The sequence below is a fragment of the Tenacibaculum profundicola genome, from assembly GCF_057220795.1.
Genome location: NZ_CM170137.1, coordinates 4,018,065 through 4,036,454 on the forward strand (window position 1 = coordinate 4,018,065; position 18,390 = coordinate 4,036,454).

Below are 18,390 nucleotides of genomic sequence, written 5' to 3' on the forward strand. Positions count from 1 at the left end.
GGAACCATTACAGTTCCTTTCTCTATTTAAAATTGAATTTAATATGTGAACATACACTTCCAATAGCAGTCTCTTGGACTAAGACCTAAACCAATTAAAACGCCATTACAATAACATGGAGTGAATGGACCTGCTATGTCTTTCTTACCTCCATTAATAGATTTTTGATCAGTTTTGCTTAGTTGAGTACCTAAGTTTTTAATGTTTTTTAACATAATAAGTGATTTAAAATTTATCGAATTAAAAAAATAAAAACATGATTATTTATAAAACTTCATAAGTGTAAACTATAAATGTATAAACGAATATTCAATTTACAGTAGATTCTCCGATACCTGAAAAACGGAAGAGTTCTTTGATGTAATTGTGGTAAGTAAATTGCAGTAACCGTTTATAAAACGGTTATTCGTTATCTTTTAGCATGATGAATTCTTTGAGATTATACTCATGTTCATTTCATATAGAAGTATAAACACCGGGGAAATCAATGAAGTTTTAGTAATTAGATGTTATACTTAAAACTAGATATAGAACCAACCCTAAAAACAATTTTAATCTCAGCCCTATTTACTTATATTTGAAAGGTAAATGTGCGCAATTGTGCATATTCAATAGCTGTAAATCGTATAACACATTCGCTAAATCAATAAATAACAGTCTAATAAAATGAAAATATTAATTTTTGGAGCCTCTGGTTCAGGAACCACAACTTTGGGTGAAAAAATTGAGGGAAGGACTGATTTTAAACACTTAGATGTAGATAATTATTATTGGAAAAGAACTAATCCACCCTACCAAGAAAAAATACCTTTGATAGAGCGAAATAAAAACCTCAAAATTGACTTTAAAAAATTTGAGAATATTGTCGTAAGTGGTTCAATGGTAAGTTGGGGAAAGGAATGGGAAAGAGCATTTGATTTAGCCGTTTTTATCCAACTAGAAAACACCGAACGAATAGAACGACTTAAAAAACGTGAACATGAACGTTACGGAGAAAAACTTTTAACGGACATAAAAATTCAACAGAACTCGAAAGCGTTTCTTGAATGGGCTAACGAATATGAAAACCCAAAATTTCAAGGAAGAACATTAAAGATTCATAATAATTGGATTGAATTACTGGATTGTAAAGTATTGCGTTTAAATGGGGCTGCTGATTTGAATGATAATATAGAAATAATAATAAACGAAATAAAAATGTGTTACAATAACTAAGCATATGGCGAGCCGTTATGCTAACGCTGTATGTCTTATACGATTTACAGATACATATTTCGTATACAGGTATTGAATTATTTTAAGTTAGTTTAAGGCATAAAACTTTAGCATAGCCAAGCTATGGTTAAGTTTTATAACGCAAAAATAGCTACAAAAGAAATAATAGATATGCGAAATATTTATTTGTAAATCGTGTTATTGGCTGATACGTTGGTAGTTAGGGTAAAAACGTTAAAAAATAGGTTGAAAGGTCTTGTTTTGGAATTAAGAGCGATGATTTACTCATTTTTAGCCATTTTAAGCCAACTTAATCTGAAAAACAGGAAATCACAAATTCGTAGAATACATTTTTTAGTCGCCTAAAATCGATTATATTTATGCTCTGTGCGCAATAGTTATCAAAAAAGTGGAGTTAATGCGAAGACTCCCGTTGGCAACAATATGAACAATCCTTTAAAATCTATCGCTCTCAAAATATGACCAAAATCTTAAGAGTTACCTTACTTCTATTTTTATTAGGATGTAATACAAAAAATAAAAATACTATTCAGCCATTCAAACAACTCACTAGCTTTGTAGACCAATATTCTGAAAACGTTTTAGAACAGGGGAATATTAATACGATGTCGGTTGCTATTTACAGAAACGGCGACATTTATCACAATTATTATGGAGCAATCGATTCAGACTTAGAGAGCCTTCCAAATGACAACACACTTTTTGAAATAGCTTCAATTACGAAAGTCTTTACAGGGTCTTTAATGGCACAAGCCATAATAAATAAAAAAGTGACGTTGGATTCAGATATTAGAGAGTTCTTGCCAAAAGCATACCCGAATTTGGAATATGAAGGTAAACCGATTACTATTAAAAATTTGATTAGTCATACTCTAGGATTTGAAACTCCTGAAAAATTACGTGGTGTATATGAGAAAATATTTTCGGGGCAATATGGAGAGAGCCCCATTGATTATGACATGAACGACCTTTTTGATGAGCTTGAAACAATAAAACTCAGTCATCTACCAGGTACTTTTTATGATTATAATAATGTTGGACCAGATATTACTGCCTATATTTTGGAACAGATTTACAAGAAACCTTATCCTGAAATACTACAAGAGTTTCTTAATGAGATAGGGATGAAAAACACCTATTTGCAAGATTATAATAAACACAGGGATCGACTTATTAAGGGGTATACCGAAACAGGTCAACTTGCAACGATTGATCAAAACCCGCTGCTTGGGGGTTCATCGGGTATCATTACTACATTGCCTGACCTAACAAGGTTTATGCAATTTCAATTAGAATCTAAAAAACCATTCCTTAAAGAATCGACTCGCTCACTTTATGAAGACAATGAAGAAAATATAGGATATTTATGGGACTTGGGCTATGCAGATGAAGAGGGGTTTTACTACTTAAAATCAGGAACATCAAATGGTGTACAAAGTATAATACTCATTTGTCCTGATTCCGATTATGGGCAAATACTCTTAATGACTAACACTTCTGAAAAAGCAACAAATGATTGGTTGAGTTTATATAATAAAATTGAATACGACTTAATAAAATATCCGAAAATCAATTTATGGTCAAAACTGGAACCCTTATTTTATGAGAATCCGAAAGAGGCCATGAAACGATACAATGAACTTAAAAAGGATACAATACAGTATTTTTCTGAATCTAAATATCTCAATCGTGTAGGTTATGAGTTCCTTTATCGGAACCAAGTAAAATCTGCAATAGAAGTCCTCAAAATTGCAATTTCAACTGATACGGAAAATGCTAATTTGTATGATAGTTTGGGCCAAGCATACTACGAGGGAAAAGAATATGAAAAGTCGAAAGAAAATTACGAAAAATCACTTAAGTTAAATCCAAATAATAGTAATGCTATAAAATATATTACTAAAATAAATGAAATCATAGTGAATAGTAATTAAAGCATACTATTGCCAATAACTAAGCATATAGCGTACCGATAGGCTAACGCTATATCCCTTGGTAACTAATCCGTTGATAGGAACGGGAGAAACGATAAATTGGTGCTGTTTTTGTATATTTGGTAAAACAAGTAATACAAAAATAAAAATATAGAGATGGCTATCAGGCTCTTCTCTACGCCACAATTAAAACAACTCTAGGAAATAAATGATAATACGTTTCTTAATTGGAATTCTTTTTTGCTCGACACTTTTTGCTTGTGAAGGAAATAGGGATGAACGATTCATTTTCTTTCACCATAATCGTTTTTTGGAAACTCACGAATTAGACGAAAGTCATCCAGAATTTGGACGAACCCAATACATCGAAATCATATCGGAATTTAAAAAACGTGGATTTAAAGTAATCTCTGAAAAAAGGAACGGGAATGTAAATGCTCGTGAATATGCGATTAGAGTTGTAAGTCAAATTGATAGCCTAATTAAAGGAGGAACTGAACCGAATAAAATAACGGTTGTTGGAACGTCGAAAGGCGGATATATTGCTCAATATGTCTCGACTTTGGCAAACAATCCTGATTTGAATTTTGTGTTCATTGCAAGTTTCAGAAATTCCGACATTGAAAATATTCCAGAAATCAACTATTGTGGGAATATATTGACGATATATGAAAAGTCAGACCCTTATGGTGTTTCGGCAGTCGAACGGAAAAACAGTTCAACTTGCCAAATCAAGCATTTTAAAGAAATAGAACTGAATACAGGAATGGGACACGGATTTTTGTTCAAGCCTTTAAAAGAATGGGTTAAACCGAGTATTAAATGGGCGAATGGAAATTATGAAATGGATAAATAACTATGGATAATAACTAAGTATATGACGAGCCGATAGACTAATGCTATATGTCTTGTTAACTGATTCGTTAATAGTAAATGGGAAAACGATAAATTAGTGCTGTTTTTGTATATTTGGTAAAACAAGTAATACAAAAATAAAAATATAGAGATGGCTATAAGTCTCTACTCTAGGGTGCAAGCAAAAAAACTCCAACCGATGAAATACAAAACTCATCATTAAGAATAAAAATAAACATAAAAAATAATGAGAAAGATAAACACTTTGATGTTTTTTATTTTGGTATTAATTTTTAGCTCTTGTAGTAAAGATGATGGTCATTTATCATCAAGTGACGATTCAAGCGAATTTTCATCTTCTGATGGAAATCAAGGACAAGGAGAAGCTGGATTAATAACAGCAGGCGAATGGAATGATCTATCTAATTGGGCATTCTGGGAGGATTTAATAAACGGGGAAGATTATTCAGACATGCCTTCATATTGGGGTTTTTATACCAATAATAGATTGTCATTTTTAGTCTCAAGCAGTGGTGTTCCTGTAGTAAATGCAAAAATTGAACTTTTGAGAAATGATGCAGTTATATGGTCAGCTAAGACGGATAATAGTGGATATGCAGAACTATGGGTCGGTATGTTTCAAAAAGAAGAATCTATAGACGTCAGTAATCTTATACTAAAAATTAATGATGAAGTACAAGACCACGAACTCCTTTTAATTGAAAATGGAACAAATGAAATTACTATAAACTCAAATAATGGTAATTTAAAGAGAGTGGAAATTTCATTTATTGTTGATGCAACTGGGTCAATGGGTGATGAATTAATGTTTTTAAAAGAGGACTTGAAAAGTGTTATTGATAGTGTGAAAAATGACAATTCAAATCTAGATATCTATACATCAACTGTTTTTTACAGGGATGAAGGCGATGAATATGTTACTAGAAAATCTGAATTTACAGATGACTTAAATAAAACTATCGATTTTATAAATCAACAAAGTGCAGGTGGAGGTGGTGATTTTCCTGAAGCAGTTCATACTGCTTTAAATGTTGGAATAAATGAATTACAATGGTCTGATAATGCAAAAACTCGAATTGCATTTTTAGTATTAGATGCCCCACCTCATTATGACACTGAAATTATTGAAAACATACATGATGTCATTAGAAATGCATCACAAAAGGGAATTAAAGTAATTCCAATTACGGCGAGTGGAATTGATAAAGAAACAGAATTTTTAATGCGATTCATGGCTATTTTCACTAATGGAACTTATGTATTCATTACAAATGATAGCGGAATTGGAAATGACCATTTGATTCCAAGTGTTGGTCAGTATGATGTGGAATACCTAAATGATTTAATGGTAAGATTAATAAAAGAATATTCAGAATAATTCCAGTACCTAATAACTAAGCATATGGTGTGCCGATCGCTATATCCCTTGGTCACTAATCCGATGAGAGTAAGGGAAAAACGATACCTTTGTGCGGTTATCGTATTTTTGATAAAACAAGTAATACAAAAATATAGAGATAGCTATCAGGCTCTACTCTACGTAGTAATAAAAACAAAACTCAAAAGTTAATTCCAAAGGTTTTAGACAGAAATAATGAAATTTAACTTCTTTAATAAAAGAAATTCTAAGGGAAATGGGCAAACCAATTTCATCACATATGCAATTCGAGAGATTTTTCTTGTTGTAATTGGAATATTAATTGCAGTTTCAATAAATAATTGGAATGAAAATAGAAAGAAAAATAATGAACTGAATCAGTTATTATTAAAAGTAAAGGAAGACCTTAAAAATGATATAACTAAAATCAATAAAGTTGTTGCAAGTTATGAAAATATTAAGCCAATATTTCAAAATGTATTAAAGTCAAAATACAAAAAAGAGGATTATACAAAAAAACCAAATATAGCTTTTCTTATTTTTGGTTACCCCGAACTTGCCTTAAATGAAAGAGGTGTTTCATTATTAGAAAACTTTAAAGGAGATATAATATCAGAAAAAAAAGAACTGGTTCAGGAATTAATTCTTTTTTACAAAGAGCAGCTTTGGGAAATAAAAGTTGATGACGAACTGCGCTCTGATGACTACAAAGACAATTTTAAATATTGGAAAAATAATACTGATTGGTGGTCTGATTATGTGCAACTAAAAATAAATGATAGCTTTATTGAGTATGCTTTAAAAAGCAATGATTATAAGACTAGAGTGGCTACGTTTGAATTTTTTGCATATAAAGTTTATTTACCTGAGCTTGATGAGTTTAAACGAAAAGGGCTAGAACTAATTGAGAAAATTGAAAATATTGACAAATAATAACTAAGCATGTGGTCAGTCGATAGGCTAACGCTAGACGTCTTGTTGACTGATCTGTTGATAGGAATCGTATAACTATATAATTCAATTGATTTTCTGCTAAGGAAGTGTGTTTTTGTGAACATTCCTTGTCGAGACTGGTTTCCGCATTGGTACTTTCAAGTCTGACCTTAATCAAGGTTTAACCTAAGTTAATGCCAGTTATTGTTTGAATTTACGGTAAATTCAAATGGTAAATCGTATAAGCAATAGAAAATCTATTACAGGATGAAGCGACTGTAACATCAACCACTTCATTGTACTTTTAAGTTTAACCATATCGCTGCTGTGCTAAAATTGAAAAAGTACTTGCTTTGATTGCGCCTACCTCTCTCATGTCGAGTTCTATTGTATAATTCGGGTTAAAACAGTTGTTGTGACAAATAATATTATAAAAAAAACGAACTACTGATTTAGTAGTTCGCTTTATAGTATGGTTATATATAAAGTTACGTAATACCATTTCGGATGTTAGTTTACCGACCATAAATGTTTAGGGTAAATACCGATCTATAGGCAATACAATTTTAACGCTAAATTGACTCTATTAATTCACTGGTATTATGCCGGTGCTTATTTGAAACCTTTTAATGAGTCAAGCTAAATTAAAAGAAAGCGTCAAATTCCAATCCGTATAAAATACAAGTATGACTGCAAGGAAATGATTGCGTAATTTTACTTATGAATAGACATAATTACTTTAAAATAACCTTTCTTCCGAAATGTTGTTTTCCATTGGTAGCTTTTACGATATACAATCCAGCATCTAAATCGTTTAAGAATAGCTTTAAGTTGTATAGTCCTTTGTTATGGGGTAAATCTTGAAAAACATTCTTCACTAACTGACCTCCCATATTGTATATCTTTACCGTTAATTTATCGGCATCGTTGAATCCGTAATGCACATTAATATTTTTATCTTCCACATCTGCATACACTCCTAATAAAGAAAATTCTTTTAGTAATGCATTTTGTTTTGCTGCCGTGTTATCTGTAACGTAAGTGCCTCTGTTAGTTCCGTAGGTTCTAGAAGCGTTGGTAAGGTTACAGTTATTCAATACATTTTTAAATCCAACTTTAAAATCAGCATTTGGATCTATACTTTCTTTAGTACGAATAAAATACCAATCTGCTTGAATTTGGCTATTTCTCACATCTAATACATAATATCCATGCGCTTCTGTATGCGCTCTTTTAATATGCTTGTTATCTTCAATTAATTCTTGATCAGCAGACGTTCCAGTGAATTCTTCTAACAACCAAATCATCCAATCTGGAAACATGTCTAAGTTCGGGGAAGTTACACTTGGTGTAGTGAATTCTGGTAGTACACATGCTCCATTTCTTTCAATCTGAGAAGCGAACATCATATGGATGTCTCCAGTTAATACGGCTACATTATCCACGTTATATTTTATAAAATCTAACATTTCATTTTTCTCATCTAAGTAAAGATTCCAATCGTCTTTGTTTAATTGGTGCCATTTTTTCATCCAACTTGGAACTAACCAAGAATACCAAGAACTACTAAATCTGTCAATTTTTAACCCAAAAGGAGCCATCATCACCTGGTTACCGATAACTTTCCAAGTAGCACTGCTTTGTTGTAACCCATTTTTCAACCAAGCCTTCTGTGTGTCTCCAAGAATAGAACGATTTGAACGAGCTTCATTTTCACTAATAGTTAGTTTATTTGCCAAGTTAGTTTCAGCTTTAGCCATTAGTAACTTTATTTCTTTTATTTCTGTATCGGAAAAAGAGGCCGTGTTTTCTTTTTTACCAGCACGAGCTTTTAGTTCACCATCAAATACTCTATAGATGTAAGCTGCCATGGTAATCTTTTCTTCGTAACTTAAGTTATTGCGATACGAATCTTCCACCATGTTATAGGTAGCCCACTCTAGTTTATTTTTTTTAGTGTTTGTTAATGTTAAAAAGTCTTCTGAAAACGCTCCACGTCCTAGTCCCATTTGTTTGGTTCTCCCTTCAATACGAGTATCTATCATAAATAAATCTAATAGTTTACCATAGGAAATTTTCCTGTAAATTCTTTTACTATCCTCACTATTTTCACGTACGGGTAACCATTCAAAATATGCCTTTTTAGCATTTCTTTTTCTATCAGACCAGTTTCCTTCGCTATCATCATGATTTTCTGCTCCATCCATATACGCATCGTTTGCAAACTCATGATCGTCCCAAACAGTAATAAAAGGGTGTTGTTGGTGTACATCTTGCAAATTAGGGTCCAAACGATAGTACGAATAACGAACTCGATAGTCTTCTAACGTAACGATTTCATTTTCTGGTTCGTGTCCTCTATCAGGTCTGCTACTAGAGTAACCATATCCCCCTTTTTTGTATTCGTAAATATAGTCTCCAAGATGGATTACCGCATCTAAATCGGTACGATTAGCAATATTTTGATAAGCATTAAAGTATCCAGCTTGGTAGTTAGAGCAAGATACTATAGCAAAACGTAAATTTTCTACCGCCTCTTGTGCCTTTGGGGCTGTTCTGGTTTTACCCGTAATAGAGTACTTATTATCAACTCTAAATCGGTAGTAGTATGACGTACTTTCTTGTAAATTGTCGGCATCTACTTTTACCGTATAATCTTTCGAGCTATCGGTAGTAGTAGTACCAGAATTTATTACATTTTGAAAGTTGACATCCGAAGAAATCTCCCAATATACTTGGATATCATCATCGGGGTTAGAAAGTGTAACTCGTGTCCAAATAATAACACGATCGGCTAGAGGATCACCAGAAGCAACCCCGTGTAAAAATGGTGCTTTTTCCCAATCGTATTTACTTTGTTCAGTAGTTTTTCGCTCCTTGGAAAAAGGGCGTTCAATTTCAGTTAATTGGTAGGCAGTTTGTCCGAATGTTGGTAGGAATATGAGAAAGAAACTCACATTTAATAAAAATTTCATTGTATTTTATGTTTAGTTAGTGGGTCAAAAATATAGGGCTTCCTTTTTCTTTATCTTAACCCAATGTAATGAATATGTTAAGCTGTTTGAATTCGAAAAGAATGATTATGAGTAGATTAGTGTGTGATTTCACTAAAGAACCGGTATAGCCGTTGGTCTTATATTATATCAAATCAGTAATAGAGGAAATTTAAAGTTATGATAATATCACTTGAATAAGATAAACAGTTTAGAGCATATTGAAGGGTTTGGTTTTCGTATATTTGGTCATGTAAATTCAGAAATGAGAAAGAATTATTGGGGCTATTTTACATAGCCAATAAAATAAATGTTAGAAAAAATGCAAAAAAAAACAATCTTAATACTACTGGTTTTATGTCTTAATAAAATTTTTGCACAAATAAGTTTAAATACAAATGTAGGTAACGACTTAGTAGATTCTTGGATGGTCTTTTGTAATGAGAACAGGTCAAATAAATCGTATTTAGCAAACTATATTGATTCTTTGAAGATTGAACATAAATTATCCAAGAATCCACTAGTTATTTTTGACGGAGTAGTAATACAATATGAAAATATGAATGATGGCTGGTTCTTAATAAAAAAAGAAGATATATCAAATCTGAAGTATATTCATAAAGGGGAAACTCAAATATATGGAAGTAAAGATAAGTTCGGAGTAGTATCGTTAACTACCAAATTGTCTCAACTAAAAAAAATAGAGGATTCATCAATTCACAATATTAAAAGAATATATGTTATAGATGGTGAAATTGTCACTCGAGAAATTATTGAAAAATCCGACAAAAGTAAGATCATTAGTGTTGCTGTAATTTCAGATAAAAAGGCAATTGCTGAATTTACAGTTGAAAGTATTGATGAATTAGTTTATGTTACAACAAAAACACAAAATTGACGAATACATACAAAAAGAAAAAAGAAGCTATACGAGATCAGATTCTTAAAAAGGTAGAGTGTTATCGCAATAAAAGAGGAATTCTATTTTTTGATGAACCTCACATGAAATTAAGGAATGAACCTTTCACAATCGATACTAACGATATAGAAGTTTTATTAATAACGCCAAATAGATCAAGGAAGATTCTTGTCACGACGAAATATCTTTATATAACTGATAAGGATGGTACTACGAAAATAGATGGAAGAGAGATTGCCCGTTTTGATTATATGGAATTTATTAATGGGCATAAAACTCTTCAAAAGGCGCCTAAACTTAAAAAACTATATATAAGGTTTAAAATAGGTTTTCGTATAGGAGATTATAGAATTGTAAAGAAAGATGAATCTTATTTAGAAATAAACTTCAGAAAAACGAAATTTCCCGATTGTTTAAACGATTGCATCAAAAAACTTAAATTCGTAGCTTCACAATATCATGCATATTAAAAGTACTGATTAACTAAGAAGATGGTGTATATATGTCTTGTTGACTGATACGACATAGTATGCGAAGAATGATAAGTTAGGGGTGTTTTTAAGTTGTATATTTGGCCTGAAAAATAAAGAAAGTAGAAAGAACCATAAGGTGCTACTTTACCCAATTATATGTAAATCGTAGTATATAGTAATACAGTCAATGAAAGAATATTTGCTGCTTCAATATAAAATTCTAAATCGTAAATTAATTGATTTTGGATTCTCTCTTTTGGTAGGGTATCCAATAATGATGATGGCCTTTGTGTTATTTTCAAACTACCTTTTTACTAAAACAGCGTATGCGAATTATATTTATGTTTTAGTAGCGCTAAGTTTTATTTCAAAAATGAGTGAAGTCAAAAGAAACGATTTCCTCAAATCCGTTTTCAGCAAGCAGAACTATTTAAAATTACGAATTATCGAAAATCTTATTTGCTGTATTCCCTTTTTAATGTTTATGGTGTATCAACAATTACTAATATCCTCAATAATATTAGTGCTGTTAGCAACGTTACTGGCTTTTTTTAATTTCAGTATAAAAACCAATTTTCCCATACCAACACCATTTGGGAAGAAACCATTTGAATTTACGGTGGGTTTTAGAAAAACATTTTTTATCTTTCCTATCGCTTATTTTCTAACGTTGATGTCAATATCTGTGGAGAATTTTAATCTTGGTGTGTTTTCTATAATTTTAGTCGGTTTGGTTTGTTTATCCTATTATTCAAAACCTGAAAAAGAGTATTTTGTTTGGAATTTCAACACATCATCAAGAAAATTTCTGCTAGAAAAAGTAAAAACCTGTTTTGTTTATTTTACAATATTGAGCTTACCAATAATAGTCGCCTTGTTAATATTCTTTTTTGAAAATGGAATAATTTTAATCATTTTATTTCTTTTGTGTTTTATCTATTTGGCAACTATTATTTTGGCCAAATATTCGGCGTATCCGAATGAAATGAGCCTACCACAGGTTGTTTTAATTGCAATAAGCATAATGATGCCTCCTGCTTTAATTGGAATAATTCCATATTTTTATTTTCAGTCTGTTAAAAACCTAAATCCAATTTTAAATGATACAAATTGAGAATTTATCAAAAAAATACGGCCAAAAGAAAGTACTTAAGAGTATTAATATAGAATTTGAAAAAGGAAAAGTTTATGGGATTGTTGGTGAAAATGGCGCCGGTAAAACCACCCTTTTCAGGTGTATTTCTGGGCTAGAAACCTATGAAGGTAAAATATCCTCAGACTGTAAAAAACTCAAAGATAGTTTAGGTCTATTACTTACAGAGCCATTCTTTTTTTCAAAAATTACAGGTAAAGAATACATTCAATTACTTGCGAATGCCAGGCAATTAAAAATACAGAGTATTAAAGATAAAAACATTTTTGATCTGCCGTTAAACCAATACGCTGCAACATATTCTACCGGAATGAAAAAGAAATTGGCATTGACGGCCATTTTATTGCAAGAAAATGACGTTTTTGTTTTGGACGAACCTTTTAACGGTGTAGATATACAAAGTAATTTGATTATAATGGAAATAATTAAGAAGCTTAATCAATTAGAAAAAACAATAATAATTTCATCACATATATTCTCTACTTTGGCAGAAACCTGCGATGAAATTTTTTTGATGAAAAACGGAGAGATTATTAAGAAAGTAGTCCGAAAAGACTTTTCTGAACTGGAATCCGAGATGATAGATTTTACATTAGGCAACCGAATTGAAAAATTAGAATTGAAATAATATCAGTTGCTAGTTTAGCACCCAATAAGTGCGGAGGGTTCTTTTAAATTTCATACTAATATATTTAAATTATCAACTACAAGAAACTGTGTTTTCTGCAAATACTGACCATACAGAGCATGATGTTGTAGCATTTGATGTTAATTTGCTGACTATGATTTTTCATGGTAAATGCCGATTTATAGATGATACAATTTAACATTTAATTTTCTCGATTACTTCACTGGTATAATAAAGACAGTATTTAAAATAGTGTAAATATTAAATAAAAGAAACCTTTTAAAACCCAATAAATAGCTAACATAATAAAGAACCCAAAAAACCAAATTTTTAAAAAGTCCAAAATTTTTACAATGAAATCTATTAGTCTATTAAGCATGTTCAAAGATAGGGAATCAATGTAATAATAGCTCATGAAAAAAGCTACATAAAATTATGTAGCAGATTTTAGGAGAATCATTAATTCAAAGTCAATGGATACGATAAACAAGTCAAAATTAGAATAAATTTGGATTAAGAAAGTAAAGCAAACGTTATTAAAGCATTAGCTAACTGATACTTAAAAACTAACTGTGCTTATTTAAAATATGATGGTGAAAAGGATAGGTTTAAATGAAGCAGCACAGTTAGCTTTTCAATAAATAACAATGTATTACAAATGTACAGTATAACTATAGTATATGAAATAGGTAGAAACCCTAGAAGTTATATCAGTGAAAACCATGAAGACACCTGCTTTTGGTGAAGAGTGCTCATTTGATATTAATGCTATAGGTATGATGGGGTTTATTTTATGAAACGGTTGGCTTATAGGGAAAGTTCAGGTGTTTAATAGAATAATTCCTGTGTTTATCAAATAGTGGTTTTTAGGCGCATAGTTTGAAGGTACTTTTGAAGTGTAAAACATTAAAAAACACTAAAAATGAACACAAAAAAAGAACTCGTATTGTTGCGAACATTTGCCTTAAGCATAACAACTGCAATGATAATTTTCACTACTGTAGCTTTTAAAAATAAAGGAAACACTCAATTTGATACTATTGATGTTAAACGAATTAATATTGTAGAAAATGATGGAACAGTAAAAATGATGATCACTAATGTAGAAAATTTCCCAAGTAAAGGAGATGTTATTAATGGACGAGTTTATCATGAGCGCAAGAAAAGAGCAGGGATGCTTTTTTACAATGAAGAAGGAATGGAATGTGGTGGTTTTATTTACGACGGTAAAAAAACTGAAAAAGGACACAGTTCCGGACTTGCATTATCATTTGATCAATACGATGGAGATCAGGTCATGCAGCTCATCACACACGATACTAAAGTTAACGATAAGAGATATAAAACAGGGCGTTTGGTTTTTAATGATAGAGCTGAACATGAAACACAAGAAGGTACTATGAGAATTGGCAATGAATTGGCAAAAATTAAGAACCCTCAAGAAAGAAGAAAAAAGAGATTAGAATACATTAATAAAGGAATGATTGGCGGTGTTCCTAGAGTGGCCTTAGGTCAAACACCTGGAAAACAGAATGGCTTGTTTTTGTTCGATAAAAAAGGAAAAACAAGAGCTAAGTTTATTATTGATAATAATAATGAAATTAAGCTAGTAGCATACGATGAAAAAGGGAATATCGTAAGTACCTGGCCCAAAAAAGAGTAGTAGTTTTTAAAATTGCGATGAAGGATCTGGCAAATGCTTCATTGCGATTTTAATATATTTGCGTTCACATATGAAAAAAATAAGTAATTACTTTCAAACCAATAAGGCTTTTTTAATCTTCCTTTTTCTGATTAGCTGGTTAGTGATCCTCATAGGAGAATTAAAAAGTTCAACATCATGGGATGATTTTAGGTTTAAAATAGATGCGCCTTTTTGGTTTTTCCTCGACGCTCAGTTTATATATGGTATTATTTACTTTACTAAAAAGAAGGTAGAGAAAGGTGCCTTAATGAATGTTACAAAAGCGTATAAAAACATGTCGCTTTTGAGTATTGGATTGATCTCCTACTTAATCTTCTCAAATGTTTTTGGCGTATTAATTGCTGTAATATTTGATACATTTTCAAGAAATTTTAGTTCAGTATTTCATGTGATTTATAAGAACGTTAGTTCTTCTCTAGATTTTATGATGTTTGGAGGCTTTTCTCTTGCCTATTTATACTATAAGGATACTCAGCAATTTCAACAGGAGGTTCATGAATACAAAATTAGTAAAGCAAAAAATGAGATCACACAGTTAAAAGCGCAGTTAAATCCACATTTTCTATTTAATAACTTAAATATTTTGGATCAATTAATAGATGAAGATACTGAAAAGGCATCCTCATTTTTAACTAATTTTTCAGAGCTATACCGATACAGCCTGCATAGTATAAACAAAGAATTAGTGCCTTTTAACGAAGAGTTGTTTTTTGCTGAGGGGTATTTTAAGTTGATGGAGGAAAAGTATAAGGACTATTATTACTTAAAAATAGATGATTATGTTCGTGGGTTAGATATTATGTTACCACCATTTTGTTTACAAGTTTTACTAGAAAACGCCATCACACACAATAAGGGTACACGAAAAGCACCTGTAATCATTGAAATAAGTGTGGATAACGGACTGAAAATAGCAAATAACAAAATTCCTTTTAAACGCCATATAAAAGGAAACGGTGTAGCATTACAGAACTTATCAAAACAATTTGAATTGCTTGAAAAAACACCACTTGAAATTAAGAATCATGAATTGACTTTTGAGGTAATTTTACCATTAATTAAAACAAACAAACATTGATAAAGGTACTAGTAATAGAAGATGAAGCTCCTGCAAGGAAAAAGCTCAAGAAGTTCATTCAAAAATCCAATCATTCTATGTTTATTGTCGATGAATTGGAAACATTAGAAGAGGTTGAATTATACCTAAAAAAGACACCTTCTGTTGATTTGATTTTTTCAGATATAGAGTTAAGAGACGGAAATATTTTTGAAATTTATAACAAAATTGAGGTGCCAATCCCAATTATTTTTACAACAGCGTATAATAAATTTTGGATGGATGCCTTTGAAACAAATGGAATAGAATATTTATTAAAACCATATTCTTATGAGCGGTTTGAAAGGGCAGTAGAAAAGTTTTTAAAATTAGTGAACTCAAAAGAATCAATGAAAGATCACGATATTTTAAAGAAGCTAGATGCTTACTTAAATCAAGGAATTAAGCCGAATACCTACCAAAATTCATTGGCCGTAAAATCATCAAATTTCACTTATTTCTTAAAGGTAGAAGAGGTACAATATTTTCAAGCTGACTATGGAGTATTATTTGCCTATGATAATTTTGGGAAAAAACATGTATTGAACCAAACGTCTTTAAAAGCAATCGAAGAATTGATAGATCCATCGGTGTTTTTTAAGATAAATAGAAGTGAGTTTTTAAATAGAAATTATATTGATAAAATCCATAGATATAACAAAAATGTACTAGCAATATCACTGGAAGGAAGTGCAACAGTCTTAAAAACAAGTCAGAATAAAACAGCTGCATTTAATCAGTGGTTGGGAATATAATTCAATTCTGATGTTCATTTACCGATCTTAATTGTTTACCATGAACTAATACCTTGCTTAATTTTTATTCTTTGTATAAAGAGAAAAAGTTATAGTAATTTCATATTATAAAGGACCTTATTCAGTCAGCTTTAACCATTTTCCGTCGCGAAATTCTATGAATTCAATTCCATGAACAACAGAATACACAACTCTTTCTATTTGGTTAGCCCCTTCACAGTCTTTAAATACGAGTACATCTTGGTAGTTAAACCCATGAATGGAGATATCAGTGAGTCTTTCTTCAACTGTCAGCTGATATAATTCTTGGCAAGCTAATACTAACCATCCGTTTAAAGTAGGTTGATCACTGGAAATGATAAGGTTGAATCCACTAAAATGAGCAGTTGCTTCTAGTTGTATCTGAATTCCTTGTGATCGAAAATTCAGATAGCTTGTTGATTTTTCATGTTCAGATAACTCGCATCCATCTGGATGTAATCTAGTAGTGAAAAATGTATTTTCTTTTGATTGACTTATGGCGATAGACATAATTCCTTCTTCATCAACAAAATTTAAGTTTTCATTTGAATTGTAGGGGATAAGAGAGGTTTCAAATTCGTTAAACCTGTGCGATGTAATTATTTTATCTTTAAGACAACACCCATAGATGAGTGCAGAGAAAATGAGAATAAGGATTGTGTTTTTCATTTTTAGGATTGTTATCAGATTAGGGTAGTGTGAGTTGAGTAGTAGTAGCAAACAAGGTAGTGAAAATATAGTATACCATTTACCATTTGAGTTTACTGTAAATTCAAATGGTAAATGGTATTGAATTACAGAAGTTGACAAAAAGGACTACGAAGCAATTTTCAATGATTTTTCCACAAAAATAGTCAAGATTACAACCAATAAGGAAGATCCAAAAAACTATTTTTTTGGATCCTTAATGTTTATGAGCCCCAAACATTGTATAAAAATTAAATATGGTTTTCCGTAGTTTGATTTATAAAGAATCAAAGCTAGCAGATGACTTTATTCTGAAATTACAGACACTCCATTTTTTTTCGAATCCCCTCTAAACATAAGTTACCGATACTTCCTTCATGGGTATGTGTTTTTGAGTTATCGGGTATATAAGTCCCCTTGTCAACTTCACTTCCTATTTTTTGATAGGCTTCTCTAAAACTATGACCGTTTTCTACCAAAGTGTTTATGTTGTCAACGGTAAACAAATAGTGGTATTTGTCATCATTTAAATCGATGTCTTTCACAATGATTTGTTGAATTGAATACTCAAAAATGTCTAAAATATCTTTTAGGTCTTCAAATGCTGATATTGTTTTTTCTTTTAGAAGCTGATAATCTCTGTGGTACCCACTGGGTAAATTATTGGTAATTAAGGTTATTTCTGTGTGTAGTGCTTGTATCCCATTACATTTTCCTCTAATAAGTTCAAAAACATCTGGGTTTTTTTTATGAGGCATTATGCTACTTCCAGTAGTTAAGGCATCAGGAAAAGAAATAAAGCCAAAGTTCTGACTCATGTATAGGCAAATGTCCATAGAAAAACGAGCCAAGGTATTACTAATACTTCCCAAGGCCATAGCGATTGTTCGTTCACTTTTTCCTCTGCTCATTTGAGCGGCAACAACATTGTATTTTAAGGTGGCAAAGTGTAGCTCTTTCGTGGTGAATTGTCTGTCAATAGAAAAAGAGCTACCATATCCGGCCGCTGAACCCAATGGGTTTTGATCTACTGTTTTTAAAGCAGCATGAACTATATATAAATCATCAATTAACAGTTCTGCATAGGCAGAAATCCATAAGCCAAATGAAGAAGGCATGGCTACTTGCAAATGAGTATAGCCGGGTAGTAAATTATCTTTATACCTTTCAGCTAGTTGTAAAAGTGTTTCGAAAAGAAGTTTTACTTTTTCAGAAATGATTTGTAAGTTATTTTTGTAGTATAAGTGCAAAGCAACTAAAACCTGATCATTTCTTGATCTAGCGGTATGTATTTTTTGCCCAACAGCGCCATAAGCTTTGGTTAGTTCAAATTCAATTTTCGAGTGCACATCTTCAAATTCCGACTCTATTTGAAAAGAACCTTCTGCTATTTGTTGCTGAAGTATATGCAACCCCTTTTCAAGCTGACCAAATTCTTTAGTAGAAATAATATTTGTAGCTGCGAGCATTTTAGCATGCGCTATCGAAGCCTGGATATCGTAAGAAGCAATATGTAAATCAATTTCTCTGTCATTTCCAATGGTGAAATTTTCTATTTTTTTATCTATGGTCAATCCTTTATCCCAAAGTTTCATATTTTTCG

At 31.4% G+C, this 18,390-nt stretch carries 16 protein-coding genes; 12 read left to right on the plus strand and 4 right to left on the minus strand.

The window, feature by feature from the left end:
• Window positions 1-38 precede the first annotated feature (38 nt).
• Window positions 39-215: a hypothetical protein gene (locus tag AC2TDS_RS16475; RefSeq protein WP_484736667.1), complete on the minus strand. Its 177-nt coding sequence runs from the start codon at window positions 213-215 to the stop codon at window positions 39-41.
• 451 nt (window positions 216-666) lie between these two features.
• Between AC2TDS_RS16475 and AC2TDS_RS16480 the strand changes: the two genes are divergently transcribed.
• The 5 genes from AC2TDS_RS16480 (at window position 667) to AC2TDS_RS16500 (ending at window position 6,357) form a co-directional block, all read left to right on the plus strand.
• On the plus strand, window positions 667-1,215 hold the full coding sequence (locus AC2TDS_RS16480) for an AAA family ATPase (RefSeq protein WP_484736668.1): 549 nt from the start codon (window positions 667-669) through the stop codon (window positions 1,213-1,215).
• Between the two features lie 479 nt (window positions 1,216-1,694).
• Entirely contained in the window at window positions 1,695-3,170 is a 1,476-nt protein-coding gene (locus tag AC2TDS_RS16485) for a serine hydrolase (RefSeq protein ID WP_484736669.1), read from the plus strand.
• Window positions 3,171-3,378: 208 nt separating this feature from the next.
• Window positions 3,379-4,026, plus strand: coding sequence for an alpha/beta hydrolase (locus AC2TDS_RS16490; RefSeq protein WP_484736670.1), 648 nt, complete (start codon window positions 3,379-3,381; stop codon window positions 4,024-4,026).
• A gap of 246 nt (window positions 4,027-4,272) precedes the next feature.
• Window positions 4,273-5,424 carry a hypothetical protein gene (locus AC2TDS_RS16495; protein WP_484736671.1) on the plus strand — a complete coding sequence of 384 codons (1,152 nt, stop codon included), beginning with the start codon at window positions 4,273-4,275 and terminating at the stop codon, window positions 5,422-5,424.
• A gap of 216 nt (window positions 5,425-5,640) precedes the next feature.
• Window positions 5,641-6,357, plus strand: coding sequence for a DUF6090 family protein (locus AC2TDS_RS16500; protein ID WP_484736672.1), 717 nt, complete (start codon window positions 5,641-5,643; stop codon window positions 6,355-6,357).
• A 734-nt stretch (window positions 6,358-7,091) separates the two neighbouring features.
• On the opposite strand, the gene AC2TDS_RS16505 is transcribed toward AC2TDS_RS16500, so the two are convergent.
• On the minus strand, window positions 7,092-9,332 hold the full coding sequence (locus tag AC2TDS_RS16505; RefSeq protein ID WP_484736673.1) for an alkaline phosphatase D family protein: 2,241 nt from the start codon (window positions 9,330-9,332) through the stop codon (window positions 7,092-7,094).
• 340 nt (window positions 9,333-9,672) lie between these two features.
• Between AC2TDS_RS16505 and AC2TDS_RS16510 the strand changes: the two genes are divergently transcribed.
• From AC2TDS_RS16510 to AC2TDS_RS16540, 7 genes are all read left to right on the plus strand, one after another.
• The gene (locus AC2TDS_RS16510) at window positions 9,673-10,248 is read left to right on the plus strand and encodes a hypothetical protein (protein ID WP_484736674.1); all 576 of its coding nucleotides are present in this window, start codon (window positions 9,673-9,675) and stop codon (window positions 10,246-10,248) included.
• Window positions 10,245-10,739 (plus strand): hypothetical protein, encoded by a 495-nt coding sequence (locus tag AC2TDS_RS16515; RefSeq protein WP_484736675.1) that lies wholly within the window; start codon window positions 10,245-10,247, stop codon window positions 10,737-10,739. The genes AC2TDS_RS16510 and AC2TDS_RS16515 overlap by 4 nt, the downstream gene beginning before the upstream one ends.
• 190 nt (window positions 10,740-10,929) lie before the next feature.
• Window positions 10,930-11,856 (plus strand): ABC transporter permease, encoded by a 927-nt coding sequence (locus AC2TDS_RS16520; RefSeq protein WP_484736676.1) that lies wholly within the window; start codon window positions 10,930-10,932, stop codon window positions 11,854-11,856.
• On the plus strand, window positions 11,843-12,523 hold the full coding sequence (locus AC2TDS_RS16525) for an ABC transporter ATP-binding protein (protein ID WP_484736677.1): 681 nt from the start codon (window positions 11,843-11,845) through the stop codon (window positions 12,521-12,523). Before AC2TDS_RS16520 ends, AC2TDS_RS16525 begins: the two co-directional genes overlap by 14 nt.
• 922 nt (window positions 12,524-13,445) lie before the next feature.
• Complete coding sequence (locus AC2TDS_RS16530) at window positions 13,446-14,186, plus strand: hypothetical protein (RefSeq protein WP_484736678.1); 741 nt, start codon at window positions 13,446-13,448, stop codon at window positions 14,184-14,186.
• Window positions 14,187-14,256: 70 nt separating this feature from the next.
• A complete protein-coding gene (locus AC2TDS_RS16535; RefSeq protein WP_484736679.1) occupies window positions 14,257-15,306 on the plus strand; it encodes a sensor histidine kinase in 1,050 nt (349 codons plus the stop codon).
• The gene (locus AC2TDS_RS16540; RefSeq protein WP_484736680.1) at window positions 15,303-16,079 is read left to right on the plus strand and encodes a LytR/AlgR family response regulator transcription factor; all 777 of its coding nucleotides are present in this window, start codon (window positions 15,303-15,305) and stop codon (window positions 16,077-16,079) included. Before AC2TDS_RS16535 ends, AC2TDS_RS16540 begins: the two co-directional genes overlap by 4 nt.
• A gap of 117 nt (window positions 16,080-16,196) precedes the next feature.
• On the opposite strand, the gene AC2TDS_RS16545 is transcribed toward AC2TDS_RS16540, so the two are convergent.
• On the minus strand, window positions 16,197-16,769 hold the full coding sequence (locus AC2TDS_RS16545; RefSeq protein ID WP_484736681.1) for a hypothetical protein: 573 nt from the start codon (window positions 16,767-16,769) through the stop codon (window positions 16,197-16,199).
• 335 nt (window positions 16,770-17,104) lie between these two features.
• Complete coding sequence (gene argH, locus AC2TDS_RS16550; protein ID WP_484736682.1) at window positions 17,105-18,382, minus strand: argininosuccinate lyase; 1,278 nt, start codon at window positions 18,380-18,382, stop codon at window positions 17,105-17,107.
• Window positions 18,383-18,390: the final 8 nt, after the last annotated feature.